We start from the raw sequence: 26,351 nt of genomic DNA, 5'->3' as shown, positions 1-26,351 counted from the left end.
GACCATGGAACTGCACACCCTCGTCCAGCTCACCACCGGCGTGACGCTGCTGACCTGCGTCCTGGCGGTGGCCGGCGTCTACACGTACGCCTCGGGCCGGGCCCGGCGCGCCGCCCTCGCCGACCGCCTCGCCCACACCGGCGCGCCCCCGGCGACCGGCCGCCGGCGCCACTTCCGCGACCTGGACCGGCGGCTGCGCCGCACCCGCCCCGGCCGCCGGCTCGAACTGCGCCTCGCGGCGACCGGCCTCGACGTCACACCGGGCGAGTTCTTCGTCGGCGTCCTCTTCACGGTCGCCGCGCTCTGGCTGCTCGGCCAGGCCACCCTGGCCCCCTTCTTCGGCCCCCTCGCCGGACTCCTCGGCATCTGGGCGGCCGTCCAGTTCCTCAACTGGCAGCGCCGCAAACGCATCGAACGCTTCATCGGCCAACTCCCCGAACTCGCCCGCATCCTGGCCAACGCCACCCAGGCCGGCCTCGCCCTGCGCACCGCGATCGGCATGGCGGCGGAGGAACTGGAGGCCCCGGCGGGCGAGGAACTCGCCAAGGTCGCCGACCAGCTAGCCATCGGCCACTCGCTCGACGACGCCCTCGGTGAACTCGCCGACCGGCTGCCCTCGCGCGAACTGGTCGTCCTGGTCACCACCCTCGTCCTGTCCAACCGGGCGGGCGGGCAGGTGGTCTCCGCCCTGCGCAACCTCACCGACACCCTGGAGGAACGCAAGGAGACCCGGCGCGAGATCCGCACCCAGCTCTCCCAGGTGACCATGACCTCGTACGCCGTCCCCGTCCTCGGGATCGGCGCGCTGTTCCTGATGAACGGCGTCAAGGACGGCGCCCTGGACCGCATGACCGGCTCACCGCTCGGCCAGGCCAGTGTGGTCATCGCGTTCGCCATGTACGCCGTCGGTTTCGTCCTCATCCGGCGCATGAGCCGGATCGACGTGTGAGGAAGGCACCATGGCACTCCTGCTCGCCCTGCTGACGGGCCTCGGCGTCTGGGGCGCCTTCGCGGGCCTGCGCATGTACCGCGCCGACGCCCGGCTGCCCGCCGACCTCGCCGTCGCCCTCGAGGTCGGCGCCACCCGCACCGGCGCGGTGGGTTCGGCCGTCGACCGGATGGGCATGCGCTACGCCCCCACGGTCCTGCGGCTCATGGGCCCGCGACGCGTGGCCGGATACCGCCGCAGGATCGACCTGGCGGGCAACCCCGGCGGCCTGACCATCGACCGCTACGCCGCCCGCCGCGCGGTCTACGGCGCCCTGGGCGGCGTGGGCTTCCTGGTCTTCCTCCTGCGCGGCCAGTGGTTCGTGGCCCTGCTCCTGCTGGCCTTCGGCGCGTTCTGGACGGAGGTCGGCATCTGGTCGGCGATCCGGGTCCGCCGGGACGTCATCGAGCGCACGCTGCCCGACTTCCTGGACGTCCTCGCGGTGGTGGTCAGCGCGGGGCTCGGCTTCCGCCAGGCCCTGGAGCGGGTCGCCGCCCGCTACGAGGGCCCGTGGGCCGACGAACTGCGCATCACCCTGCGCCAGATGGACCTCGGCATGAGCCGCCGCCAGGCCTTCACGGAACTGCGGCGCAGGAACGACTCCGAACAGGTGGCCATGTTCGTCACCGCACTCCAGCAGGGCGAGGAACTGGGCGCCCCGATCGTGGACACCCTGGTCTCCCTGGCCAGGGACATGCGCCGCACCGACGCCCAGAACGCCCGCCGCAAGGCCGCGCGCGCGGTGCCCAAGGCCACGCTGATGATCACCACGTTCATGGTCCCGGCCACGATGCTCCTGCTGGGCGCGGGCCTGCTGCTGGGCTCCGGGGTGGACTTCGGCTCACTCACGGGGAAGTGAGGCCGGCCATGACGGTGACACTGCCCGGCCGCAGCGGCCGCACCGGCACAGGCGCCGCCGCAACCTGGCGCCGCTTCACCCACCGCGCCAAGGGGACGACCGGGGGAGCGGGGGCCCCAGGGGGTGGGGCGGCGCCGGACGAGGGGCTCGGGGGCGCGGCGTCGGGAGGTGCGGCGTTCGAGGGTGCGGCGTCGGAAGGTGCGGCGTTCGAGGGTGCGGTGGGGGGCTCGCCGGGGCCGGCAGTCGTACCCGCCGAGCCGTCCGAGAAGCTTCAGATCCGTGCCCTGCAAGCCCTGTGCCGGCAGGTCTTCGGCTTCCGCCTGGCGATGACCGTCCTGTCGGCCCCCGCCGCCCTCCTCAACGCCGCCCCCGGCCTGGGCGCCCGCCTGGTCGGCGCGGCCGTCGTCGTCACCTTCATGGTGTCCTACGTCCTCTTCCGCGACTGGGAACGCTTCGGCCCCCTCCTCCTGCGCCACCCCAGCCTCCTCGCCGCCGACACCCTCTGCGGCGCCTTCCTCCTCGTCTCGGCTGGCCCGGACACCACCCTCGCCTACGTCAGCGTCTGCACCCCGCTCCTGGCCGGCCTGGTCTACGGCTGGCGCGGCGCGGCCGGCTTCGCCTCCCTCGAAGCCCTGATCCTGCTCCTGGTCCACACCACCCTGAAGGCCGGCCGGCACGCCCCCGTCGCCGAGGCACTCCTCCTGCCCGGCCTGTGCGTCATCACCGGTGCGATGGGCTCCACCCTGCGCGGCCTGATGCTCCGCTTCGGCGCCGCGACCCAGGCCCTGACGACGGTGCAGGCCCGCCTCGCGGCGACGGAGGCGGTGAGCGCGGAACGCGCCCGGCTGGCCCGCGAGATGCACGACTCCGTGGCGAAGACCCTGTACGGCGTGGCCCTCGCGGCGGACGGCCTGGCGGTCACGGCCGCGACGCGGACGCCCGACCCGGCCCGCATCAGGGAACAGGCGGACCTGGTGTCCCGCTCGGCGCGCAGAGCGGCGGCCGAATCCCGGGAACTGCTGACGGACCTGCGGCGGCACCAGCCGGACCCGACGGTCCCCCTCCTCCTGTGGCACGCCCTGTCCGACCACGCGCGGGCCTTCACCACCCGCACCGGCCTGCGGGTGACATGCCACTGGTCCGAGGACGCCGCCGCCCTGCCGTCCCTGCCCACCGCGCTCACCCGGCCCGTCCTCGCCATCGCCACGGAAGCCCTGGAGAACGCCCACCGCCATGCGTCCGCGACCCGGGTGGACATCCGGGCCACGGTCCACGACGGTCTGCTGCGCCTCACGATTCATGACGACGGCACCGGCCTCCCGCCCGGCACGACCCTGCAACGGCTGCGGGACGGCGGCCACTTCGGCCTCCTCGGGATGGTCGAACGGGCCGCGCAGGCGGGTGCCCGCATCCGGATCGGGCGGGGCGGCCACGAAGGCGGCACGGAGGTACGCCTGGACCTCCGCCTGCCGGCAGCCGACCCCGTACCCCAGGAAGCCTGAGAGGAGGCACCATGCGGGCCTCGCACAGCGAACCCCGGCCGGGCTTCCCGCCGTCGGCGCCGGCCCCACCGCCGCTGCGGCTGCTGATCGCCGACGACAACCCCGTGGTCCGCGCGGGACTGACGGCCCTGCTGTCGGACCGCCCGGACACGACGGTGGTGGCGGAGGCGACGGACGGCCGCGAGGCGTACGAGGCGGCGCTGCGGCACCGGCCGGACGTCATCCTCCTCGACGTCCGGATGCCCGGAGTCGACGGAATCTCGGCGTTGCCCCACCTGGCACGGCTGGCCCCCGTCATGATGCTCACCTACAGCCACGAGACGGAGACCGTACGGGAGGCGCTGCGGCTGGGAGCGGGGGGATACCTGGTGCACGGCGAGTTCACGACGGAGCAGTTGGTGCGGGCGGTACGGGACGTACGGGAGGGACGGCCGCATGTCACACCGGGTGCGGCACGCGCCCTCCTTACCGGCCTCAGCGAAGATGCACCAGCACATCACACCGGGCAACCTCCCCCGGAACTAACCAATTTCTCGACCGAATCGCTTTCGCAGTTGCAATGCCCTGTGGGACAGTCGTTCCGACCGCGGTTCCGGCTGAGTACGAGGGAGGCGGAGATCATGGACCTCATCGCGTCCGGCATGACCAACCAGCAGATCGCCGCCGCCTGCTTCATCAGCGAGAAGACGGTCAAGAACCACATCAACCACATCTTCGCCAAGCTCCACAGCACCACGCGCTCCCAGGCGACGGCGAAGTGGCTGGGGGTGTCCTGACATGACCAGCCGGCCGAACACCCCCCACGGCAATTGGGCCCACCCCTGGGCCCTGGGACCCTCCGACCGGCCGGGCGTCGCACCGTACGCTGCCGGCATCCGAGGCCCAGTTGGAGGGGAAAACCGTGAGCAGATGGTTCCACACCACCGTCGCGTACCTGCGCTCCCGTGCGGCCCGCGACGACCGGGGGCAGACCGCGGTGGAGTACCTCGGCATCATCGCCGTGGTCGTGGCGATCGTGCTGGCGATCACGGGTACGAGCATCGGTCAGTCGATCTACGACGCGATCACCCAGAAGATCGCCCAGGTCACCGGCGGCTGACTCCTCCACGACACGACGCAGGGCAGGCCTTCCCCATCTACCTCACGGTGGTGGCAGGCCTGCTCTTTCTTGCTCTGGCCTACCTCGCGGTCGGTCAGGGCGCGGTCAACCGGAGCGGTGCCCAGACGGCCGCCGACGCGGCAGCGCTCGCGGCGGCCCAGAACGCCCGTGCCCAGCTCACGGACGACTGGGTGCAGGTGCTGTCCGACCCGGCGAAGTGGCAGGACGTCTTCGACGGCAGGGCAGCGATCGACGACCCGTGCTGGCGGGCCGGACAGCTCGCCGCGCAGAACGATGCCCGTCTGAGCGCCTGTCAGTCACCGGAGTCGCTGACGTACGAGGTCGACGTGGAGACCAACAGGTCCGTCGGCCGTTCCGTCGTACCCGGAACCGAGGACTTCAGGTCCACGGCGTCCGCAACCGCCGTGGTGGATCCGCTCTGTACCTTCGAACCTCCCGACAAGGGGGGCAAGGGTGACGCGCTGCCCCGGCTCAGTTGCGACGGCAGAACCTGGGATCCGGACCCGGACGACCCAGCGGGACTCCCGAAGCCCGAAGACCTCTTCGACGTCCATCTGGGCCGACTGACAAGCGAACGATGAGTGACGAAGGAAGCGGAGCGATGAGCATTCGGTTGACTGCGAAGGTCCGCAGGGGGATGGTCGCATGGTCGGTCGCGGCCGGTCTGGCCGTCGGTGCGACCGGCTGCGGGGGAAGCGGCGGTCACGACGAGAAGCCGCACAGTTCGGCGTCCGCCTCCCAGGCGACCGGTTCCGGTCCGAGTGCCCAGGAGGGACAGTCGGACGAGCCGCTGGCCGAAGTGAAGGGTTCGGACGGTCTCCTTCTGCGCATCACCTCCGCACAACGTGACACGGGGGGCTTCGTCACCGTCAACGGCACTCTGAAGAACGACGGTGCCGGCAGCGTCGTCGTCCCCTCCGCCCTGAGCGGCAACGAGACCGAGATCCTCAGGAACGGCAGGTCTCTGGGCGGGGCCACGCTCATCGATCCCCGGGGCAAGAAGCGGTACTACGTCCTACGGGACACCGAGGGCCGTCCGCTGACGACCACAGGTTTCTCGACACTGAGGGCAGGCGACAGCCTGGCGGTCTTCATGCAGTTCCCGGCACCCCCCGCGAACGCGACCGAGGTGGACTTCCAGTTGCCGACCTTCTCCTCCGCCACCATCAAGATCTCCGGGTGAGGCAGAAGTGACCACCACACCCCGTCTCGCGCTCACCGCCGCTGTCCTCCTGCTCACCGTGTATACGCACGGCGCGACAGCGGTCGCCGACGACGCCGGTCCCAGCACCCCTCCCGGCACCGCCCCCTCCCCCGCCGCCCCCGTGAAAGTCGACCCCACCGATCCGGATCTGAAGCTTCCGGAGGGGGCCACGCTGGCGCAGGCCAAGGTGCTGGACATCAAGTCGGTCGTGGAGGACCAGAGCGGGGACGAGCGGCGGGAGGACACCAACGCCGACGTGACCTTCGCCCTCCAGGCGGAGGTGCTGTTCGGCAAGGACAGCTCCGAACTCGGCGGTGAGGCGAAGGCCCGCGTCTCCGTCATCGTCGAGGAGATCAGGAAGCAGCACGCGACCCGCGTCCGAGTGTTCGGCTTCACCGACGACCTCGGCTCCTCGGCCCACGGCGACACCCTCTCCAGGCAGCGCGCCAACGCCGTACAGGCCGTCCTCGACCAGGACCTGAACGACCCGGCGGTCACCTTCGACGTCCGCGGCTACGGCGAGCAGTACCCCATCGCCGACAACTCCACCGAGGCCGGCCGGAAGAAGAACCGCCGGGTCGAGGTGTCCTTCCCGCGCACCCAGCAGTGAGCCCGCCCGTCCCTCAGAGCGCCTCCTCCGGCCCCCTCCCAAGCCCCCTCTCGCTCTCGCTCTCCACCTCCCTCTCCCTCTCCACCTCCACCCGCACCCCGGCCCGCAGCCCCCACCCCGCCATCGCCCCGGCCGCCGCCTCCAGCACGTGCCCGTGCCCGCAGGCGGGGCAGGCCCAGGCGGCCCGGGGGCATCGTGCGCACGGCCAGGACCGTCAGTCGGCGGTCCAGGTAGGCGACGTCGATCGGGATCCGCATCCCGAACGTGTGCACCCCGCTCGCCGGTGACAGCAGCAACGCCCCGTCGACCGAGTCCCGGCCCAGGAGACCCCGCGTCCGCGCCCGGTAGGAGGCTGCGATCTCCAGGGGGACGGGCGCGGCGAGTGCCTCCCCGGTCTCCGACCGCGGGACCAGCCACCCGCCCCCGTCCCGCCGCCACCCTGCCCGATCCCGGCCCCTGCCCCCGTCCGCGTCCCTGCCCCGCGCCTCACCCCTCGCCCTCTCGATGCCCCCGGCTCCCTCCCCGCTCTCGGCCCCGTCCGAGATGCCGGCCCGCTGCGCGTCCCCGGCCCCCTGAACGTCCCCGCCCATGTCCATGTCCCCACCCAAGCCCAGATCCCTGTCCATGCCCAGATCCCTGTCCATGCCCCGTCCTTCCCCCTCCGTCCTTCCCCCTCCGTTCTCCGCCCTCCGCGGGGAGCGGCGAGTCCCCCGGTGCGTAATTGCGTTGTCCTTTCCCGTCCTCCCCACTAGGAAGGGCCTCATGACTGCACTCGGTGTCGTGTTCCGTCCCCAGCTCCCGCCCGAGCGGTTGCGGGCCGTCGCCCGCCTCGCGGACGAGGTGGGGCTGGAGGAGGAGCTGTGGCTGTGGGAGGACTGTTTCCTGGAGGGCGGGGTGTCCATGGCCGCCGCCGCGCTCGCCTGGACCGAGCGGGTGCGGATCGGCATCGGCCTGTTGCCCGTGCCGCTCAGGAACGTGGCCGTCACCGCGATGGAGGCCGCAACCCTGGAGCGCCTGTTCCCCGGCCGGGCCGTCCTGACCGTGGGCCACGGGGTGCAGGACTGGATGGGGCAGGTCGGGGCCCGGGCCGACTCGCCGCTCGGTCTGCTCGGTGAACATCTCGACGCGCTGCGCGCCCTGTTGCGCGGGGAACGGGTGAGTGTGCGCGGCCGGTACGTCCGACTGGACGACGTCGCCCTCGACTGGCCCCCGCGGCGCCCGGTCGACGTACTCGCCGGCGGTACCGGCCCCCGTACGCTCCGGCTCTCCGGTGCGAAGGCCGACGGCACCCTCCTGACGGCCGCCACCTCCGTGGACGGCGTACGGCGGGCCCGACGGCTCGCCGAGGAGGGGCGGCGGGAGGCCGGGCGCGACGGCCACCACCGGGTCGTCGTCTACCTCCTGGCCGCCACGGGGGCGGGCGCCGACGCCCGGCTGCGCGCCGAACTCGCCGCCGAGGGGGTGGCGTCGGTACCGGACGTGGGGGTGGCGGGGGACGCCGCCGCGGTGGCCGGGGCCGTGCGGCGCCTCGCGGAGGCCGGAGCGGACACCGTCGTCCTCCAGCCGACCGCGGACGAGCCCGACCCGGAGGGCTTCGTGCGCTTCGCCGCCGAGGAGGTCCGGCCGCTGCTGCCGTGAACGGGAGCGTTGTCAGTGGCGGCTGTCACACTGCGCCGTATGAGCGACGTACACGACACGGTGGTCCTGCGCGACGTCCTGGACGAGGACCTGGAGGTCCTCTTCGCCTATGAGCACGACCCGGAAGCCGTCCGGCGTTCGACGTTCACCCCCCGGCCGCGGGACGACTTCCTCCGGCACTGGCGGGAGCGGGTGCTCCCGGACCCGGACTGCCTGGTGCGGACGGTCACGGCCGGCGGGGAGGTCGCCGGGAGCGTCGTGTCGTGGACCGTCGGCGGGCGCCGGTTCCTCGGGTACTGGCTCGGGCGGCCCTACTGGGGCCGCGGCATCGGCACCCGTGCCCTCGGCCTCTTCCTGGAGCTGGAGCGCGTACGTCCGCTGTACGCCGACCCGTTCTCCGGCAACGCCGCCTCCGTCCGGCTGCTGGAGAGACACGGCTTCGAGCGGGTCGGCACGGTCCGGCACGGGGAGCGGGAACACACGCTGCTGGCCCTCGGGGCGGCCGCCCCGACGACCTGAGGGACACCGCCGGCGGTTCGGATCTCGCAAGCCGGTCCGCCGGTGAGCCGGCACGCGGACCCGCGGCGGAACCGTCGGCTGACGGCGTCGCCCGGCGGGGGGATCCCCGGACGACGCACGGACACACCTCAAGATGGCGCAATCCTTACGAATGCACGTGCATTCGGCCGGATTCACCTGGGATTCCGTCGCGAATCGGCCTTACGTCACTGCTGAATGCAGCATTCCGTGGGCGCCGGGGCGTTGCCAGGTGATTCCGGAGAGTAGTTGTGGCGCGCCGATGCCCCACCATCACTTACGAAGGGTTTATGGTGGAAACCCCCCCTCGGGCCGGTCCGTCTCCCCCCCACGGACCGGCCCGTTCTTTCGTCCCCGTGCCGGAACCTCCCGGCGCGGGTCCGGCGTCCTCACCGACGGGGACCGCGCCGCGCGGCAGCGGCCCGCCCCGGCGGCCCCGCCCCGGCCCAGCCGCTCCGGCGGACGCGCCCGGCGGCGAAACCGTACGAACCCCACCCCCCAAGCCCCGGGCCGGAACCAGGCCTTCGGCAGGGGTAGGCTACGGCTCCGGCACCCCTGCTCCGCGCCCAACCCCCGGAGGGTCACGTGAACCTGCGCGACAAGCTGCGCGGCCTGCTCGTCAGGCTCTACGCACGCCGGGTGGAAGGCCACCTGGACCACGCTCAGGTGCCCAAGCACATCGGCGTCATCATGGACGGCAACCGCCGCTGGGCGAAGGCGAGCGGCTCCAGCACCGTCCACGGGCACCGGGCCGGTGCCGAGAAGATCGAGGAGTTCCTCGGCTGGTGCTCCGAGACCGACGTCGAGGTCGTCACCCTGTGGCTGCTGTCGACCGACAACTTCGACCGGCCGCGGGACGAGCTGGTCCCCCTGCTCGGCATCATCGAGGACGTCGTCCGCACCCTCGCCGCCGACGGCCGCTGGCGCGTCCACCACGTCGGCACCCTGGACCTGCTGCCCGCGGGCATGCAGCGCACCCTGAAGGAGGCCGAGGAGGCCACCGCCCACATCGACGGCATAGTCGTCAACGTGGCCATCGGCTACGGCGGCCGGCAGGAGATCGCCGACGCCGTGCGCTCCATGCTGCTCGACGCCCACGACAAGGGCGTGCCGATGGCGGAACTCGCCGACTCCGTCGACGTCGACATGATCGGCCGGCACCTGTACACCCGCGCCCAGCCCGACCCCGACCTGGTGATCCGCACCAGCGGTGAGCAGCGGCTGTCCGGATTCATGCTCTGGCAGACGGCGCACTCCGAGTACTACTTCTGCGAGGTCTTCTGGCCGGCCTTCCGCAAGGTCGACTTCCTGCGCGCCATGCGCGACTACGCCGCACGTCACCGCCGCTACGGCGGCTGACCCCCGGCCCCGCCCCGCCACCCGCCGGTGACGGGGCGTCGTCGTGTGCCCCGGTTGGGGCCGGCGTAAGCAGGAGTTCACCGTCGCGCTGTTGGCCGCATTTGCATGGCGGCGCGCGTTCGAGGGCATAGTCCAGACAGGTCGACACCCGAACCACGGGTGTCGGATCTCAGCGGGCGGCTCGGGGCCGTCCGCCCGGGAGGCCCCTTGCACCAGCCCGATCGTGCCCTGACGGCACGGACGAAGAGGCGGAGGGCCGGTCGCCGGCCCCACGCGGGGCGGTCATCGACCGGCATGGATCACTCCGCCCTGCCGGGCCGTATCTCCCCACCCTCCCCGCCTTCCCGGCACTGCTCCCACTCCGTCGCTCCCCGACCTCATCCGAGGGGGTACGTCCTTCCGTGGTGACCAGCACAAAGCGCCACAAGCCAGACCGGCGCACCTATGTCCTCGACACCAGCGTCCTGCTGGCCGACCCGAACGCTCTGACCCGCTTCGACGAGCACGAGGTCGTGCTCCCCATCGTGGTGGTCACGGAACTGGAGGCCAAGCGGCACCATCCCGAACTCGGCTACTTCGCCCGCCAGGCCCTGCGCCTGCTGGACGACTACCGGGTGAAGCACGGCCGCCTCGACGCCCCCATCCCGATCGGGGAACTCGGCGGGACGATCCGTGTCGAGCTGAACCACTCGGACCCCAGCGTGCTGCCCAGCGGCTACCGCCTGGGGGACAACGACTCCCGCATCCTCGCGGTCGCCCGCAACCTCCAGGCCGAGGGGTACGACGTCACCGTCGTGTCGAAGGACCTGCCGCTCAGGATCAAGGCATCCTCGGTCGGCCTCCTCGCCGAGGAGTACCGGGCCGAACTCGCCATCACGGAGAACTCCGGCTGGACCGGCATGTCCGAACTCACCCTCCCCGGTGAGCAGGTGGACATCCTCTTCGAGGAAGGGCACGTGTACGTCCCGGAGGCCGCCGACCTCCCCGTGCACACCGGACTGACCATCCAGTCCGAGCGCGGCAAGGCGCTCGGCAGGGTCACCGCCGACGGCAACATCCGCCTGGTGCGCGGGGACCGGGAGGCGTTCGGCATCAAGGGCCGCAGCGCCGAGCAGCGCATCGCGCTCGACCTGCTGCTCGACCCGGACGTCGGCATCCTGTCGATGGGCGGCCGGGCCGGCACCGGCAAGTCGGCGCTGGCGCTGTGCGCGGGCCTGGAGGCGGTCCTGGAGCGCCGCCAGCACCAGAAGGTGATGGTCTTCCGCCCGCTGTACGCGGTCGGCGGGCAGGAGCTGGGCTATCTGCCGGGCTCCGAGTCCGAGAAGATGAGCCCCTGGGCGCAGGCCGTCTTCGACACCCTCTCCGCGGTCACCAGCCGCGAGGTCATCGAGGAGGTCACCGCGCGCGGGATGCTCGAGGTGCTCCCGCTCACCCACATCCGCGGACGCTCGCTGCACGACGCGTTCGTGATCGTGGACGAGGCGCAGTCGCTCGAACGGAACGTGCTGCTGACCGTCCTGTCCCGGATCGGCGCCAACTCGCGGGTGGTGCTGACCCACGACGTGGCACAGCGGGACAACCTGCGCGTCGGCCGTTACGACGGTGTGGTCGCCGTGGTCGAGAAGCTGAAGGGGCACCCCCTCTTCGCGCACGTCACCCTCACGCGTTCCGAGAGGTCCCAGATCGCGGCGCTCGTGACCGAAATGCTGGAGGACGGTCACATCTGATCCGGTAACGCCCACTTGGCGCCGTCCGGCAAAGGCATAGGAGCCTAGCCGGGCGGCGCCTTCGTGTGTGGGGGTTTCCTGAAATCCCCGGGCGCAAACGGGATGTGAGCTTTCACACGCAGCACAGAATTGCCACCCGCCGTCGGGTTACGGCAGAGTCTCAGTCCTGTCAGGCCCCGCATACGGCACACGTGTACCCCCAGCGGTATGGCACAACAGCAGCACTTTCAACTCCATAACGACGCCGTATGCCGCCCGAGCACCACGCGGCGCTCCCTTCCGGGGAGTTGCCCACCGGGTCCGCGCCTCCCGTGACCCCGTAGTTGGGAGGCCAGTGTCAGGGGCACGATCGCGTCCGCCAGGGTCACCGAAGCGGACGGTGCTGGAAGGAAACCGTGTGAGCCGGATTTCGGTCCGGGGATTCGCAGTGGCCTCGGCCACCGCGGTCACCGCCGTCGGAAGCGTCGTCGGAGTTGCCTCGGGCAGCACCGCGCAGACCAACGACGCCGAGGCGACGGCAGCCGACGCGACGCTCCTCGCGGACATCCCCGCGTCTCAGCAGGCGCAGGTGCAGACCGCGTCCCTCACTCAGCAGGCCGACGCGCAGGCCATCGCCGCGGACACGAGCGCCAAGAAGGACGCCGAGGAAGCGGCCCGCAAGGCCGCCGCCGAGACGGCGATCGCGAAGAAGGAGGCCGCCGAGCAGGCGGTCAAGGCCGCCGAGAAGGAGGCCAAGGAGCGCGCCGAGACGAAGGCCGCGGCGGCGAGCCGCGACGACGTCCGCGACACTTCCTCCTTCCCGGTCCAGACCAGCTACAGCGCCGCGCAGATCCAGGCGATGGCGCGTCAGATGGTGGCCGGCGATCAGTTCCAGTGCTTCAGCAACATCGTGGACCACGAGTCGAGCTGGAACTACCAGGCGGTGAACGCCTCCTCCGGTGCCTACGGTCTCTTCCAGGCCCTGCCCGCCGGCAAGTACGCCTCCGCCGGTGCCGACTGGCGCACCAACCCGGCCACCCAGATCAAGTGGGGCCTCAACTACATGAACAGCAGCCGGTACGGCAGCCCTTGTGCGGCCTGGTCATTCTGGCAGGCCAATCACTGGTACTAGGCCGACCGGTACACGTTTGACCTCGCGCAGCCCCTCCCCGTCCTCGGGGGAGGGGCTTTCGCCCTGTACGGTCGTAGCGGAACGACTCCAGGCGGGAGTGGTGGCTAACACCCGGGGACGCGGGGGAAGAGGACGGGCATGTCGCGAGTACCAGGGTGGCTCGGCCGGCTCGGAGCCGGCCTCACCGAGATGAGCGAGCGCCTCGACGAGCGCCGCGCGGAGGTGGAGAAGGACGGCACCGGGCCCGCCCGGCGCAGGCGGGCCGAGGCGCCCGCCGAGGAGCCGGTTCCGCCCCCGCGCCGGCCCGTACCCCCGCCGGGCCCGCGCCCCGACCCGGCGCAGGCCGTGCCCTGGGGCGTGCGGGTCGCCGCCGAGGCCGGCTGGCGGCTGCTGGTGCTGGCCGGCACCCTGTGGGTGCTGATGCGGGTCATCAGCGCCATCCAGCTCGTGGTGTTCGCCTTCGTCATCGCCCTGCTGGTCACCGCGTTGCTCCAGCCGACGGTCGCCCGGCTCAGACGGCGCGGGGTGCCGCGCGGCCCGGCCACCGCGATGACCGCCGTCGCCGGCTTCGTCGTGATCGGCCTCATGGGCTGGTTCGTGACCTGGCAGGTCATGGAGAACATCGACACGCTCTCCACCCAGATACAGAGCGGCATCGACGACCTGCGCAACTGGCTGCTGAAGAGCCCGTTCCACGTCACCGACAAGCAGATCAACCAGATCGCCAAGAACCTCCGTGAGGCGATCGGCGCCAACGCCGACCAGATCACGTCCGCGGGCCTCGAGGGCGTCCAGGTCATCGTGGAGGCCCTCACCGGCATCCTGCTGGTGTTCTTCTCGACGCTGTTCCTGCTCTACGACGGCGAGCGCATCTGGCAGTGGTTCCTGAAGCTGGTGCCGTCCGCCGCCCGCCCGGGTGTGGCCGGCGCCGGCCCGCGCGCCTGGCGCACCCTGACCGCCTACGTGCGCGGCACGGTCCTGGTCGCCCTCATCGACGCCATCTTCATCGGCATCGGCATCTACTTCCTTAACGTGCCGATGGCCGTCCCGCTGGCCGTCTTCATCTTCCTGTTCTCGTTCATTCCGCTGGTGGGCGCGGTGGCCTCCGGCGCGCTCGCGGTGATCGTGGCGCTGGTGACCCAGGGTGTCTTCGCCGCCGTCATGACCCTCGTCGTGGTCCTCGCGGTCCAGCAGATCGAGGGGCACGTCCTCCAGCCGTTCATCCTCGGCCGCGCGGTCCGGGTCCATCCGCTGGCGGTCGTGCTGACCGTGGCGGCGGGCGGCATGGTGGCCGGCATCGGCGGCGCCGTGGTGGCCGTACCGCTGGTGGCGGTGACGAACGCGGTGGTCGGCTACCTGCGGACCTACGCCCAGGAGGTCCGGGACGGCCCGGCACCCGAGGACCGGCCCGACCGGCACGACCGGCACGACCGGCACGACGGGGTCGACGGGGCCCACGGGCCGGACGCGGCCCACGCGGCCGACGGGGAGCCCGGCGACGGGGTCGCCGATGTCACCCCCGAGGACATCGTCCTCGAAGACGCGGAGAACCCCGCCCACCGAGGGTGAGCGGGGTTCCGGTGAGCGGCTGTCCTACTCGGACAGCACCGCTTCCGCGTCGAGGGTGACGCCGACGGCCTGCACCACGGAGGCGATCTTGAACGCCTCCTGGATGGCCTCGCGCTCCACGCCGGCCTTGCGCAGCACCTGCTCGTGCGAGTCCAGGCACATGCCGCAGCCGTTGATCGCGGAGACCGCGAACGACCACAGCTCGAAGTCGACCTTCTCCACGCCCGGGTTGCCGATGACGTTCATCCGCAGGCCCGCGCGCAGGGTGCCGTACTCGTGGTCGGACAGCAGGTGCCGGGTGCGGTAGAAGACGTTGTTCATCGCCATCACCGCGGCGGCGGCCTTGGCGGCCGTGTACGCCTCGGGCGACAGGTTGGCCTTCGCCTCGGGCTCCAGCTCACGCAGCACGATCGGGGAGCGGGAGGCGATGGCGGTGGCCAGCACCGTGCCCCACAACTGCTGCGCGGGCAGGTCGGAGTTGCCGATGACCGAGCCCAGGTTCAGCTTCAGGTCCTTGGCGTAGTCCGGTACCCGGGACTTCAGGGAGTCGAGCGACATGGGTCACTCACCAGCCAGCAGCGCGACCGGGTCAAGGGTCTCCTCGCCCTTGCTCCAGTTGCACGGGCACAGCTCGTCGGTCTGGAGGGCGTCCAGGACCCGCAGGACCTCCTTGGGGTTACGCCCCACGGAACCGGCGGTGACCATCGTGAACTGGATCTCGTGGTTCGGGTCGACGATGAAGACGGCACGCTGCGCGAAGCCGTCCTCGCCCTCGATGCCCAGCGCGCGCATCAGTTCGTGCTTGGAGTCGGCCATCATCGGGAACGGCAGGTCGGTCAGGTCCGGGTGGTCCTTGCGCCACGCGTGGTGGACGAACTCGGAGTCACCGGAGAAGCCGAGGATCTGGGTGTCGCGGTCGGCGAACTCGTCGTTCAGCTTCCCGAACGCGGCGATCTCGGTCGGGCACACGAACGTGAAGTCCTTGGGCCACGCGAAGACGACCAGCCACTTGCCCTCGTAGGACTTGTGGTGGATCTGCTCGAACTCCTGACCCTTCTCCAGCGAGACGCAGGAGGTCAGTTCGAACTCGGGGAACTTGTCACCGACAGTGAGCACACGCTCTCCTTGCAGCGAAGAAACTTCCCTTTTGGGGCGTTTCTCATGGGTTGGACGCTATTGATGTTGGCACAGGGTGCATTGATTAGGGAAATAGCTACACTCGGTCGTGTTGATCGGAGGCGGCTATCAGTGACCATCAGTAACGGAACCAAGCGGAGGCAGCCCAGCCTGGCGCAGCTTCGGGCCTTCGCCGCCGTGGCGGAGCACCTGCACTTCCGGGACGCCGCGGCGGCCATCGGGATGAGCCAGCCCGCTCTGTCCGGCGCGGTCTCGGCGCTCGAGGAGACCCTCGGCGTGACCCTCCTCGAGCGTACGACCCGCAAGGTGCTGCTCTCACCGGCGGGGGAGCGACTCGCCGTACGGGCCAGGGCGGTGCTGGACGCGGTCGGGGCGCTGCTGGAGGAGGCCGAGGCGGTCCGGGCGCCGTTCACGGGGGTGCTGCGGCTCGGGGTGATCCCCACCGTCGCGCCGTACCTGCTGCCGGCCGTGCTGCGGCTCGTCCACGAGCGCTACCCGCACCTCGACCTCCAGGTGCACGAGGAGCAGACCGCCAGCCTCCTCGACGGCCTGCACTCCGGCCGGCTCGACCTGCTGCTGCTGGCCGTGCCGCTCGGCGTCCCCGGAGTCGTCGAACTGCCCCTCTTCGACGAGGACTTCGTGCTCGTCACCCCGCTCGACCACGCGCTCGGCGGCCGGGAGGGCATCCCGCGCGAGGCGCTGAGGGAGCTGAATCTGCTGCTCCTGGACGAGGGCCACTGCCTGCGTGACCAGGCCCTGGACATCTGCCGGGAGGCCGGCCGCGCGGACGCGCCGGTCACCACCACCGCGGCCGGACTGTCCACGCTGGTCCAGCTCGTGGCGGGCGGCCTGGGCTGCACCCTGCTGCCGCGCACCGCGCAGAAGCTGGAGACCACCCGCAGCAGCCAACTGCTGACCGGCTACTTCGCCGAGCCCGCCCCCAGCCGCCGCGTCGCCTTCGCGATGCGGGCCGGCGCGGCCCGCGCCGCCGAGTACGAGGAGCTGGCGGCGGCCCTGCGCGAGGCGCTGCGCGCCCTGCCGGTGCGGGTCGTGGACGGCGACGCCTGACACGCGTCAGGGCTCCTTACCGGGGAGGCGATTCCCCCGGGAAGGAGCTCTGACGCGTTCCGGTCCGCCTACTCCGTCCGCAGCCCCTCCGGCCGCATCAGCCGCACCAGCGGCGGCAGGCTCAGCACGGTGACCGTGAGGACCACGGCCGCGCCGACCCCGGTCATCGACAGCACGCTCGCCCAGTCGACGGACACCGGGGTGGCCGTCATCCTCAGCAGCACCGCGCCGAGGGCCAGGCCCACCCCCGAGGCCAGCAGCAGGCCCAGTGTGATGGGCACCGCCGTCTGCCACAGCACCGACAGGCCCAGCGTGCGGCGCCGGGTGCCGAAGGCGACCAGGGACGACAGCAGCTTGCGCCGCTCGCGCAACTGCTCCAACTGGGAGACCAGCAGGCTGGCCCCGATCAGCGCCAGCACACCGACCGCGCCGACGAACAGGCCGGTGCGCAGCGAGGTGTACTTCCGGGACTGCTGGGTCGAGGACCAGTGCCACGCGGTGCCGAGCGGGTCCACCCGCGCGGTCGTGTTCCGCACGTACTCCTCCGCGTCCGGCACAGAGGGGTCGATGCGGACGTAGACCTGGCTGTACAGCGTCGGCGTGGCCGAGGCGGGCAGGGCGGAGGGGGTGGCCAGCAGGCCGCCGACGCCCTGGTGCAGTGCGTCCTTGCGGACGGTGACCTGCGGCAGCCCGGCCGGCACCGTCCAGGGGATCTCGCGTCCGCGGTCGGCGTCCGAGTAGGTGGGGTCGAGGAAGCCGTGCCCGCCCGACCGCCGCAGGGCGCGCAGGCCTTCGTCGCCGTTGCCGCCGTGCACGGCGAACACGTCGCCGTCCCGGCAGGACGGCAGGTGGGCCAGCTCGCGCAGCGCCGCGCAGTCGCCGACGGTCACGGCCGTGGTGTGCTCGGGGTCGCGGCGCCGGTCGCCGAGCCCGCCGGTGGAGATCGCCACCGCCGCCCTGACGCCCTTGGTGTGCTCGAACTCCCGTCCAGCGGCCCGCACCGGCGCCCGGCCGGAGAGGTCGACCTCCATCTGCACCCGCCCGGGGTCGCGGCCGGTCTCCTTCGTGTACTGGCTCTCCACGCCCGCGAACAGCATCTGGAGCGCGATCGCCCCGGCCACCGCCACGGCGATGCCGTTGACCATGCGGGCCGCCGAACCGCTGCTCACCTGGAGCCGGCGGACGGCGAGCTGCCAGGACACCGAGCCCGGGCCGAGCCGGGCCACGACCGCCTCCACGAGCCAGGGCAGCAGCGCGGTCACGCCGACGAGCAGCAGCATCACCCCGCCGATGACCAGGTACTGGTTGAAGTCGCCGTGGGAGCGGCCGTTCCCGATCATCGGGTACAGCATCGCCAGGCCGGCCAGCGGCAGCAGCAGCCGCCACCACAGGCGCCGCCGGGCCGGCCTGGCCGCCCTTACCACGCCGAGCGGTTCGACGACCACCCCGCGCATCGCCAGCAGCGTCACCAGCACGGCGGACGCCGGGACCGCGACCGCGACCAGCGCGACCAGCGCGGGCGAGGGATTCAGGTAGCTCGGGAAGAAGCTCTCGCCCAGCACCTCGACGGAGCCCGCCACCTGACGTCCGATCAGGAAGAACACCGTACCGACGACGAGTCCGAGCAGTGCTCCGGCCAGCGCCTCGCCGGCCGCGATCCGGCGGGTCATCCGGCTGTCGGAGCCCACCAGCCGCAGCGCGGCCAGCCGGCGGTCGCGCCGTTCGCCGCCGAACCGTACGGCGGCGGCGATGAACACGGCGACCGGCATCAGCAGCGCCACGAACACGACCAGCATCATGAGGATGAGCACGGGGTCGGCCCGTTCGGCCGTCGGGTGCGGGTCCCCGAACGCGGTCAGCCGCAGCACCCGTGAACTGTCCGCCTTCACCGTCAGGCCCTTCGCGCCGGCGTAATAGGCCAGTTCGTGCGACCCGATCAGCCCGGGCTCACCGATCGTGCCGGTGATCCGGTACGGGATGCGCTCCCGCAGCAGCTTCGCCCCGTCCGAGGAGAGCAGCTCCTTCAGGGCGGGCGAGGCGACCATCTCGCCCTTCGCCGGGAAGCGGTCCACCCCCGGGGGCAGCGGCGCCCGCGGTCCCTCGGCCTCCAGCAGCCGGCCCCGGACGTCCTTGGCGTGCCACTCGGTGTCGGTGGTGGCGACCAGGACGGTGTGCTCGCTCCTGGGCGGGACGGCCGCGTTGTAGGTGAGGTCCTGGCGGGCCTCCTCGCGCTGGTGGCGCACGGTCAGCACGTTCGGCAGCGCGGTCGTCAGCAGCAGCAGGGCCACGCCCAGGCCGACGCCGACCGCCGTCAGCAGCATCCGGACCCATCCCTCGCGCCCGCCGGTGCAGGCGAACCGGACGCCCATGCCGAGGTCCCGGCCCCACTGCCGCACGTTCATACGGCACGCTCCATGTCGCGGGACTTCCCGTCGCGTACGACGATCTCCCGGTCGGAGTAGGCGGCCACCCGGGCCTCGTGCGTGACCAGCACCACGGCCGCGTTGGTGGAGCGGGCGGCGTCGGTCAGCAGTTCCATGACGCGTTCGCCGTTGAGGGAGTCCAGCGCGCCGGTCGGTTCGTCGGCGAACAGCACCCGCGGCTGGGTGACCAGGGCCCGCGCGACCGCGACCCGCTGGCCCTGGCCGCCGGAGACCTCGCCGGGCCGCTTGCCCCGAAGGTCGTCGACCTCCAGGCGCTGCATCCAGGTCAGCGCGGCCCGCTCGGCGGCCTTGCGGGAGGCGCCGTTCAGGCGCAGCGGCAGCGCCACGTTCTCCACGCAGGTCAGCTCGGGCACGAGCTGGCCGAACTGGAAGACGAAGCCGAACTCGCTGCGGCGCAGCGCGCTGCGCCGGGCGTCGCTCATGCCGGCCAGTTCACGGCCGTCGTAGGTGATGGAGCCGGAGTCGGGGGGCACGATGCCGGCGAGGCAGTGCAGCAGCGTCGACTTGCCGGACCCGGACGGGCCCATGACGGCGACGACCTCGCCGGGGTGGATGGAGAACTCGGCGCCGTCGAGGGCGACCGTGGGGCCGTAGGCCTTGCACAGGTTCTCGGCGGCGAGCAGGGAGCCGGGCGGCGGGGTCATCGGGCCACCGCTTCCCGGAGCTTGTCCAGGCGTGCCGCGGTCAGCTCCAGCCAGCGCAGGTCGGCCTCCAGGTGGAACAGGGCGTGGTCGCAGATCAGTTGGTCGGCGAGGTCGCCCCGGCGTTTGCGGTCGGTCAGGATCCGCATGCTGCGCAGGTGCTCGGCACGCTGGGTGTCGAGGATGGTGGAGGCGTCCCGGTGGGTGAGGAGGGCGAGGACGACCTTGGTGTAGAGGGTCGACTGGAGGTACTCCTCCGGCTTCTCCGGAGTGGCGAGCCAGTGCTCCACGTCGGTGACGCCGGCGTCGGTGACGGCGTACCGCTTGCGCTCGGGCCCGCCGCCCGCCTCGATGCCGTCGACTTCCACGAGGCCGTGCTTCAGGAGCCGGGACATCGTGGAGTAGACCTGGCCGTAGTGCAGCGGCCGGTCGTGACCGAACTTCTCGTCGAAGGCCCGCTTGAGGTCGTAACCGTGGCGCGGGCCGGACTCCAGGAGTCCCAGGAGGGTGTGACCGATGGACATGCGGAGAACTCTACACACGGTGTATACGCGGGATGTATACACCGCGTGGATACGTCGTGGCGGGCAGTACGGCCCCGCAGGTGGGGGCCGATTGTCACGGTTCTGACACAGGCGGCCGGCCCCGCCGGGGCAGCGGCCCGGTGTTCCTGGGCAGCCGCCCCGCGTCGGCCAGCGCCTGGCGCAGCAGGAACTCGATCTGCGCGTTGGCCGACCGCAGCTCGTCCCCGGCCCACCGGGCCAGTGCCTCGTACACCGCCGGGTCCAGCCGCAGCAGCACCTGCTTGCGCTGCTGCGGCCGGCGCTTCGGGGTCTCCGGCGGATGCGGGGGTTCCTGGGAGCCCGGGTCCGTCGGGTCCGTCACTGGTAGAGCGTTCCGGTGTTGAGAACCGGCTGCGGGGCCCGGTCGCCGCACAGCACCACCATCAGGTTCGACACCATCGCCGCCTTCCGCTCGTCGTCCAGCTCCACGATGTCCGCCTCCGCGATGCGGGCCAGCGCCGCCTCGACCATGCCCACCGCGCCGTCGACGATCTGCCGCCGGGCCGCGACGACCGCCCCCGCCTGCTGCCGCTGGAGCATCGCCGAGGCGATCTCGGGAGCGTACGCGAGGTGCGTGAAGCGCGACTCGATGACCTTCACCCCGGCCGCCTCCACCCGCGCCTGGAGTTCGACGGCCAGCTTCTCGGTGATCTCCTCGGCGTTGCCGCGCAGCGACAGGCCGTCCTCCTCATGGGCGTCGTAGGGGTACTCGATCGCGATGTGCCGCACGGCCGTCTCGGTCTGCGTGGCGACGAACTCGGCGAAGTCGTCGACCTCGAAGGTGGCCTGCGCGGTGTCCTGGACCTTCCAGACCACGACCGCGGCCAGCTCGATCGGGTTGCCGTAGGCGTCGTTGACCTTCAGGACGGCGGTCTCGTGATTGCGCACCCGGGTGGAGATCCGGATCCGGGAGGTGAAGGGGTTCACCCAGCGCAGGCCGTCCTGCCGGATCGTGCCCCGGTAACGCCCGAAGAGCTGGACGACCCGGGCCTGGCCCGGCTCGACCGTGTTCAGGCCCCGGATCGCGACGAGGGCCGCCAGGAGGACGAGGATCCCGGCGGTGACCAGGCCGCCCCGGGTGCCGGCGGAGGAGGTCGCTCCGGAGGCGGCGAACAGGGCGACCGCGGCGCCGAGGCCGAGCAGCCCGAACAGCAGGGCGAGCCCGCCGCCGATGCTGTGGGCGGCGAACTCCCGCACCTTCGGGGTGGGCATCTCGGGGATGTCGGCGGTGGCGGCCGGCTCGGATATGGACACAGGGGACCCCCGGGTTCTGGTGAGGCCAGGCAGCGTGCGCCTAGCTCTGTTCTAGCTAAGTGATATCACTTTATGCCGTCAGGCAACCCAGCGCCATCATCTGTCGTCGGTTCCTTGGGGGCGGGTGCTGATTGTCACGTCCGTAAAAGAACGGATCAGACGCCCTTTGTCATATAGAGGGGTGTTAGCTTTCGGAGCTGACCCCGAGACGGAAGCGAGCGTAGGGACTCATGGGACGAGCGGAAGAGAGACGAGCGCGACAGGGCGGCCACCGCGCGGCGCCCCGGCGCCGCCGCCCCACGCCCGACCCCGCGCCCACGGACCCGACCGGTATCGGGCCCGCCGGCGGCAAGCCCCCCCGCCGCCTCATACGCCGAATATTCACCTGGAAGAAGATCCTCGGGACCTTCTTCGGGTTCTGTCTGCTGTTGGTCCTGGGCTTCATCGGGCTGTACCTGTACGTGGACATCCCCGAGGGCAATGCCGCCGCGCGGCAGCAGAGCAACGTCTACAAGTTCAGTGACGGCACGGTCCTGGCCCGCGACGGCAAGACCAACCGCGAGATCGTGGACCTCTCCAAGGTGCCCCGCAAGGTCCAGCTCACCTTCGTCGCCGCCGAGAACAAGAGCTTCTACCACGACCCCGGTGTCGACCTGAAGGGGACGGCCCGCGGTCTGATCAACACGCTCTCCGGCAAGGGCAAGCAGGGTGGTTCCACGATCACCCAGCAGTACGTCAAGAACTACTACCTCGACCAGGACCAGACCGTCACCCGCAAGCTGAAGGAACTGGTCATCTCGTTGAAGGTGGAGCGGGAGACGTCGAAGGACGACATCCTCGCGGGCTACATCAACACCAGTTACTACGGCCGCGGCGCCTACGGCATACAGGCCGCCGCCCAGGCCTACTACCACATCGACGCGCAGAAACTCAGCGTCCGGCAGGGCGCCTACCTCGCCGCGCTGCTCCAGGCACCGAGCCAGTACGACTGGGCGGTCGCCACGCCCGCCGGCAAGCGGCTGGTCACCGAGCGCTGGAACTACGTCCTGGACAACATGGTCGAGGAGGGCTGGCTGCCCAAGGCCAAGCGCGCCGCCATGCACTTCCCCCGGCCGAAGGAACCCAAGGGCGCCCCGGGCCTCGGCGGGCAGAAGGGCTACCTCGTCGAGCTGGCCAACCAGCAGTTGGAGCAGCAGCTCATGGCGCAGCAGGGACTCACCCAGTCACAGGCGGAGAACGCGGTCGTCCACAAGGGCTGGACCATCACCCTCAACGTCGACCGCAAGAAGCAGGCCGCGCTGGAGAGGGCCGTCAAGACCCAACTGACCAGCAGGCTCGACAAGAAGAAGCGCAAGGTCGACGGCGCCATCCAGGCCGGCGCCGTCTCCGTCGACCCCAGGACGGGCAGGATCGTCGCCCTGTACGGCGGCAAGAACTACTACGAGCACTACTTCGACAACGCCACCCGCCGGGACTACCAGCCCGCCTCGACGTTCAAGCCGGTCATCCTCGCCGCGGCCCTGGACGGCGCCGCCACCACCCAGGACGGCACCCGGATCAACGCCGACACCCTCTACGACGGCACCAGCCGCCGCCCGGTCGTGGACCACGGCTCCCGGGTCGGCTTCGCCCCGCCCAACGAGGACGACGTCAATTACGGCAAGATCGCCGTCCAGCAGGCCATGAACAAGTCCGTCAACTCCGTCTTCGCGCAGATGGGCGTGGACGTGGGCATGGACAAGGTCATGAACACGGCCGGCAGGCTCGGCATGGACACCAAGGGCATGCAGGCGGTGCCCGCGCAGACGCTGGGCTCGATGGGCGCCAGTCCGGTGGAGATGGCCGGTATCTACGCCACCTTCGCCAACCACGGCCACAAGGTGACGCCGACGGTCATCAAGGCGGCCGAGAACAGGGGCCGCCCGGTCCCGGTGCCGGACCCGCTCGGAGGCCAGGTGATCAGCCGTACGACCGCCGACACGGTCACCTCGGTGCTCACCGGCGTGGTGGACGACGGCACGGCCAAGACCTCCGTGGCGGACAACCCGCTGCGCGACGGCCAGCAGGTGGCGGGCAAGACCGGCACCTCCGACGAGAACAAGTCGGCCTGGTTCACCGGCTACACCCCCGACCTGGTCACCTCCGTCGGCCTGTTCGGCGAGGACCTGAAGACCCAGGCCCATGTGTCGATGACGGGTGCCACCGGCCTGATCGCGCCGCCCGGCCGGATCAACGGCGGCGGCTACCCGGCGCAGATCTGGGCCGCGTACACCTTCGGCGTGACGGACAAGGCCTCGTTCGACCTGGACACCGTCCAGGGCGCGGCCGTCGAACCGACCCGGACGCCGACGTGGACGCCCACCACGCCGACCCGGACGCCGTCGCGGACGCCGAGCAGCGCGCCCCCGACGTCCCCGACACCGTCGAAGAGCCCGTCCCGGACGCCGTCCCAGACCCCGTCCCAGACGCCGTCCGAGACACCGTCCCAGACGCCGACGAGCCGGCCCCCGACGACACCCGCCACGGAGGACCCGGTCGACCCCGCCGCCCCCGACACCGGCCTCGGCCTCGAACGGTAGCGGCGCGGGCGGAACGCGGGACGGCGAGGGGCGCCCGGAGAACCGGGCGCCCCTCGCCGTCGGCCGTGCCCTCGGGGCTCAGCTCCGGTTCAGCTCGAACCACACCACCTTGCCGGTGCTCAGCCGGGTCGCTCCCCAGCGCCGGGCCAGCCTGTTGACCAGATACAGGCCGCGCCCGTCCTCGTCGGTGGCCCGCGCCTGCCTGAGCCGCGGCAACTGCGGCACGTCGTCGCCGACCTCGCAGCGCAGCACGTCCGTGCGCAGCAGCCGCAGCGTCACCGGCCGGGACGCGTACCGTACGGCGTTCGTCACGACCTCGCTGACCAGCAGTTCCACCGAGTCCGTCAGGTCCTCCAGGTCCCAGCGGGACAGCGCGCGCCGGGCCAGCCGGCGGGCCTGCCCGGGAGCGGAGTCCTCCGGCTGCAACGTCCAGTACGCGACATCGCTCGGCGCGATCCCGTCGAAGCGGGCGGCGAGCAGCGCGATGTCGTCGTCCCGGTCGCCCGGGCCGAGCATGTCGAGCACCTCGTCGCACAGCGCTTCCAGCGGCGGCGGATGGTCCGGGCCGGTCAACTGAGCGGTCGCGGCCAGCTTCTCCCGAAGCTGCTCTATGCCGGTCCACACGTCCCGCAGCCGGGACTCCACCAGCCCGTCGGTGTACAGCAGCAGGGTCGCGCCCGCCGGCGCATCCAGCTCGACCGCCTCGAAGTCCACCCCGCCGACACCGATCGGCGCGCCCGGCGGCACCCGCAGCACCTCGGCGCGCCCGCCCAGGTGCAGCAGCACGGGCGGCGGATGACCGGCGTTGGCGATGGTGATGCGGTGCGTGACCGGGTCGTAGACCGCGTACAGACAGGTCGCCATGCGGTCGGTGCCCAGCCGCTGCGCCTGTTCGTCCAGGTGGTGCAGCACCTCCTGCGGGGGCAGGTCGAGACCGGCCAGGGTCTGCGCCGTCGTCCGGAGCTGGCCCATGATCGCCGCCGAGGTCATGGAGTGCCCCATCACGTCGCCGACGACCAGCGCGACCCGGCTGCCGGGCAGCGGGATCGCGTCGTACCAGTCGCCGCCGACCCGCGCGGTCTCCGCCGCCGGCAGATACCGGGAGGCCAGCCGCACGCCGGTCGGGCGGGGCAGGGTCTCGGGCAGCATGGTGCGCTGGAGCTCGTCGGCGATGTACGCCTCACGGCCGTACAGCACCGCCTTGTCGATGCCGAGCGCGCTGTGGGTGGCCAACTGCGCCGCCACCAGCAGGTCGTCCGCCTCGAACGCGAACCGGTCCGGGCGGCGCAGGAACAGGGCCGCGCCGATCACCCGGCGCCGGCCGCGCAGCGGCGCGAGGATCGCGCGCTGCCCGCCCGGCACGATCGCCTCGCCGCCCTCACCGAGCAGCTCCGGCAGCGCGGCCCGGGCGGCGGGCGCGTCCGCGAACACCGGGCGCACCCCGCGCAGCACCTCGTTCAGCGCACCGCCCGGCCGCACCTCGCACAGCTCGGTCGTCAGCGACGACAGCTCCGCCAGCGCGGTCGGCTCCGGCTCCGGATCGAACGCGGGCGGCAGCAGCGCCCCCTCGGTGTCCCGCTCCTCCGGGATCCGGTCGGTACGGCGCAGCCGCAGCACCACCGGGCCCGTGGGCCGCTCGTCACCGACCGGCAGCGGGTCGCGCAGATAGACCAGGATGGCGTCGGAGAACGTCGGCACGGTGGCCCGGCACAGGCCCATCACGATCTCGTCCAGGTCGAGTCCGCGGGCGATCCGCCGGGTGGCCGCGCCCACGAAGCGCAGCCGGTCCCCGTCCCGCCGCATCGGCATCGGCCGCCCCGGCGGCAGTCCCCGTCCGGTACGACGCTCCTCAGCGGCCGGTGTCCGCTCCTGCTCGGCGCCGGGCTGCGCCGGGATGGCCTCCGGCGCGGGCCGCGGGCGATGGGCGCCGGGCTCGGCGGTGGCGGGCTGGGAATGCTCGGGGCCGTTGACTGGGGGCTCCTTCCCCTTGCCGTCCTGTCCCTTGCCGCAGGGCGTGGCCGTGCCCGCGGCGGACGGCGATCCGTCGGCCCGGGCCTGCACCGGTAACGCCGGGGCGCCGAGGGGCTCCGGGGAACGCAGGAGTGCCCCGCGGCGCTCCGCGGGGTCGACGCCCGGCTGGGGGCGTTCGAAGGAGGTGGGCTGCTCCGTCACGCGTGTCGCATCCATCCGTCCGGGGCCAAGGGCAGTTGGACCCGCCGAAATTCCGATACCCGCAATACGTGCCCCAGGAACGGAATTCCCGCGTGGTCGGGGGTGGTACCTGTGCCGGCGGCGAGGTCTGCGCGGCCCGCGGCGGTGTCGCCGCAGGTCCTCGCCGTGGTGCCGTGGTGCCCCTCGCTCACGTCCTGCCGCCCCTCGGTGACGTTCGGTCAGACCCGGCGATTGCTCCGGGAGTTGCTGTCGTGCGCCCTTGCGGAGGA

24 protein-coding genes and 1 pseudogene are annotated in these 26,351 nt (G+C 71.9%); 16 read left to right on the top strand and 9 right to left on the bottom strand.

The window, feature by feature from the left end:
- Nucleotides 1–4: 4 nt before the first annotated feature.
- The 8 genes from D9753_RS12950 (at nucleotide 5) to D9753_RS12915 (ending at nucleotide 6,283) form a co-directional block, all read left to right on the top strand.
- A complete protein-coding gene (locus D9753_RS12950) occupies nucleotides 5–949 on the top strand; it encodes a type II secretion system F family protein (RefSeq protein ID WP_121787168.1) in 945 nt (314 codons plus the stop codon).
- A gap of 10 nt (nucleotides 950–959) precedes the next feature.
- Nucleotides 960–1,847, top strand: a complete 888-nt coding sequence (locus D9753_RS12945) for a DUF5936 domain-containing protein (RefSeq protein WP_121787167.1) — start codon at nucleotides 960–962, stop codon at nucleotides 1,845–1,847.
- Between the two features lie 8 nt (nucleotides 1,848–1,855).
- Nucleotides 1,856–3,349: a sensor histidine kinase gene (locus D9753_RS12940; RefSeq protein WP_121787166.1), complete on the top strand. Its 1,494-nt coding sequence runs from the start codon at nucleotides 1,856–1,858 to the stop codon at nucleotides 3,347–3,349.
- A gap of 11 nt (nucleotides 3,350–3,360) precedes the next feature.
- Nucleotides 3,361–4,125, top strand: a complete 765-nt coding sequence (locus D9753_RS12935) for a response regulator (protein WP_121787165.1) — start codon at nucleotides 3,361–3,363, stop codon at nucleotides 4,123–4,125.
- Nucleotides 4,126–4,250: 125 nt separating this feature from the next.
- Nucleotides 4,251–4,448 (top strand): Flp family type IVb pilin, encoded by a 198-nt coding sequence (locus D9753_RS12930; RefSeq protein ID WP_121787164.1) that lies wholly within the window; start codon nucleotides 4,251–4,253, stop codon nucleotides 4,446–4,448.
- Entirely contained in the window at nucleotides 4,445–5,050 is a 606-nt protein-coding gene (locus D9753_RS12925) for a pilus assembly protein TadG-related protein (RefSeq protein WP_121791042.1), read from the top strand. The genes D9753_RS12930 and D9753_RS12925 overlap by 4 nt, the downstream gene beginning before the upstream one ends.
- A gap of 20 nt (nucleotides 5,051–5,070) precedes the next feature.
- Complete coding sequence (locus tag D9753_RS12920; protein ID WP_121787163.1) at nucleotides 5,071–5,652, top strand: hypothetical protein; 582 nt, start codon at nucleotides 5,071–5,073, stop codon at nucleotides 5,650–5,652.
- Nucleotides 5,653–5,659: 7 nt separating this feature from the next.
- Complete coding sequence (locus D9753_RS12915; protein ID WP_121787162.1) at nucleotides 5,660–6,283, top strand: OmpA family protein; 624 nt, start codon at nucleotides 5,660–5,662, stop codon at nucleotides 6,281–6,283.
- Nucleotides 6,284–6,296: 13 nt separating this feature from the next.
- Here the strand turns inward: D9753_RS12915 and D9753_RS12910 are convergent.
- Nucleotides 6,297–6,696 (bottom strand): annotated as a pseudogene (locus tag D9753_RS12910) (DUF192 domain-containing protein).
- Between the two features lie 349 nt (nucleotides 6,697–7,045).
- On the opposite strand from D9753_RS12910, the gene D9753_RS12905 reads away from it, so the two are divergent.
- The 6 genes from D9753_RS12905 to D9753_RS12880 all read left to right on the top strand — a co-directional run bounded on the left by D9753_RS12905 (nucleotide 7,046) and on the right by D9753_RS12880 (nucleotide 14,224).
- Nucleotides 7,046–7,921 (top strand): LLM class flavin-dependent oxidoreductase, encoded by an 876-nt coding sequence (locus tag D9753_RS12905; protein WP_240468128.1) that lies wholly within the window; start codon nucleotides 7,046–7,048, stop codon nucleotides 7,919–7,921.
- Nucleotides 7,922–7,960: 39 nt separating this feature from the next.
- Nucleotides 7,961–8,440 carry a GNAT family N-acetyltransferase gene (locus D9753_RS12900; RefSeq protein ID WP_121787160.1) on the top strand — a complete coding sequence of 160 codons (480 nt, stop codon included), beginning with the start codon at nucleotides 7,961–7,963 and terminating at the stop codon, nucleotides 8,438–8,440.
- 603 nt (nucleotides 8,441–9,043) lie between these two features.
- Entirely contained in the window at nucleotides 9,044–9,817 is a 774-nt protein-coding gene (locus tag D9753_RS12895) for an isoprenyl transferase (RefSeq protein ID WP_121787159.1), read from the top strand.
- A 401-nt stretch (nucleotides 9,818–10,218) separates the two neighbouring features.
- Complete coding sequence (locus D9753_RS12890; RefSeq protein WP_121787158.1) at nucleotides 10,219–11,544, top strand: PhoH family protein; 1,326 nt, start codon at nucleotides 10,219–10,221, stop codon at nucleotides 11,542–11,544.
- 397 nt (nucleotides 11,545–11,941) lie between these two features.
- Nucleotides 11,942–12,655: an aggregation-promoting factor C-terminal-like domain-containing protein gene (locus D9753_RS12885; RefSeq protein ID WP_205614138.1), complete on the top strand. Its 714-nt coding sequence runs from the start codon at nucleotides 11,942–11,944 to the stop codon at nucleotides 12,653–12,655.
- A gap of 138 nt (nucleotides 12,656–12,793) precedes the next feature.
- Nucleotides 12,794–14,224, top strand: a complete 1,431-nt coding sequence (locus tag D9753_RS12880) for an AI-2E family transporter (RefSeq protein WP_240468127.1) — start codon at nucleotides 12,794–12,796, stop codon at nucleotides 14,222–14,224.
- Between the two features lie 24 nt (nucleotides 14,225–14,248).
- Here D9753_RS12880 and D9753_RS12870 read toward each other — a convergent pair whose 3' ends face one another.
- Nucleotides 14,249–14,782 carry an alkyl hydroperoxide reductase gene (locus tag D9753_RS12870; RefSeq protein ID WP_121787156.1) on the bottom strand — a complete coding sequence of 178 codons (534 nt, stop codon included), beginning with the start codon at nucleotides 14,780–14,782 and terminating at the stop codon, nucleotides 14,249–14,251.
- A 3-nt stretch (nucleotides 14,783–14,785) separates the two neighbouring features.
- The gene (locus D9753_RS12865) at nucleotides 14,786–15,340 is read right to left on the bottom strand and encodes a peroxiredoxin (RefSeq protein WP_121787155.1); all 555 of its coding nucleotides are present in this window, start codon (nucleotides 15,338–15,340) and stop codon (nucleotides 14,786–14,788) included.
- Between the two features lie 132 nt (nucleotides 15,341–15,472).
- On the opposite strand from D9753_RS12865, the gene D9753_RS12860 reads away from it, so the two are divergent.
- Entirely contained in the window at nucleotides 15,473–16,429 is a 957-nt protein-coding gene (locus D9753_RS12860; protein WP_121787154.1) for a LysR substrate-binding domain-containing protein, read from the top strand.
- 68 nt (nucleotides 16,430–16,497) lie between these two features.
- Here D9753_RS12860 and D9753_RS12855 read toward each other — a convergent pair whose 3' ends face one another.
- The 5 genes from D9753_RS12855 to D9753_RS12835 form a co-directional block, all read right to left on the bottom strand.
- Entirely contained in the window at nucleotides 16,498–18,831 is a 2,334-nt protein-coding gene (locus D9753_RS12855; protein WP_121787153.1) for an ABC transporter permease, read from the bottom strand.
- Complete coding sequence (locus D9753_RS12850) at nucleotides 18,828–19,517, bottom strand: ABC transporter ATP-binding protein (RefSeq protein WP_121787152.1); 690 nt, start codon at nucleotides 19,515–19,517, stop codon at nucleotides 18,828–18,830. Before D9753_RS12850 ends, D9753_RS12855 begins: the two co-directional genes overlap by 4 nt.
- The gene (locus tag D9753_RS12845) at nucleotides 19,514–20,038 is read right to left on the bottom strand and encodes a PadR family transcriptional regulator (protein WP_121787151.1); all 525 of its coding nucleotides are present in this window, start codon (nucleotides 20,036–20,038) and stop codon (nucleotides 19,514–19,516) included. Before D9753_RS12845 ends, D9753_RS12850 begins: the two co-directional genes overlap by 4 nt.
- Before the next feature lie 94 nt (nucleotides 20,039–20,132).
- Nucleotides 20,133–20,399: a hypothetical protein gene (locus D9753_RS12840; RefSeq protein WP_121787150.1), complete on the bottom strand. Its 267-nt coding sequence runs from the start codon at nucleotides 20,397–20,399 to the stop codon at nucleotides 20,133–20,135.
- A complete protein-coding gene (locus tag D9753_RS12835) occupies nucleotides 20,396–21,289 on the bottom strand; it encodes an SPFH domain-containing protein (RefSeq protein WP_121791041.1) in 894 nt (297 codons plus the stop codon). The genes D9753_RS12840 and D9753_RS12835 overlap by 4 nt, the downstream gene beginning before the upstream one ends.
- 272 nt (nucleotides 21,290–21,561) lie before the next feature.
- Between D9753_RS12835 and D9753_RS12830 the strand changes: the two genes are divergently transcribed.
- Nucleotides 21,562–23,910: a transglycosylase domain-containing protein gene (locus tag D9753_RS12830; RefSeq protein ID WP_121787149.1), complete on the top strand. Its 2,349-nt coding sequence runs from the start codon at nucleotides 21,562–21,564 to the stop codon at nucleotides 23,908–23,910.
- Between the two features lie 78 nt (nucleotides 23,911–23,988).
- Here the strand turns inward: D9753_RS12830 and D9753_RS12825 are convergent, their stop codons facing one another.
- Entirely contained in the window at nucleotides 23,989–26,082 is a 2,094-nt protein-coding gene (locus D9753_RS12825; RefSeq protein ID WP_121787148.1) for an ATP-binding SpoIIE family protein phosphatase, read from the bottom strand.
- Nucleotides 26,083–26,351 lie beyond the last annotated feature (269 nt).

The sequence above is a fragment of the Streptomyces dangxiongensis genome, from assembly GCF_003675325.1.
GTDB lineage: Bacteria > Actinomycetota > Actinomycetes > Streptomycetales > Streptomycetaceae > Streptomyces > Streptomyces dangxiongensis.
This window is presented reverse-complemented; position numbering and strand designations above follow the sequence as displayed.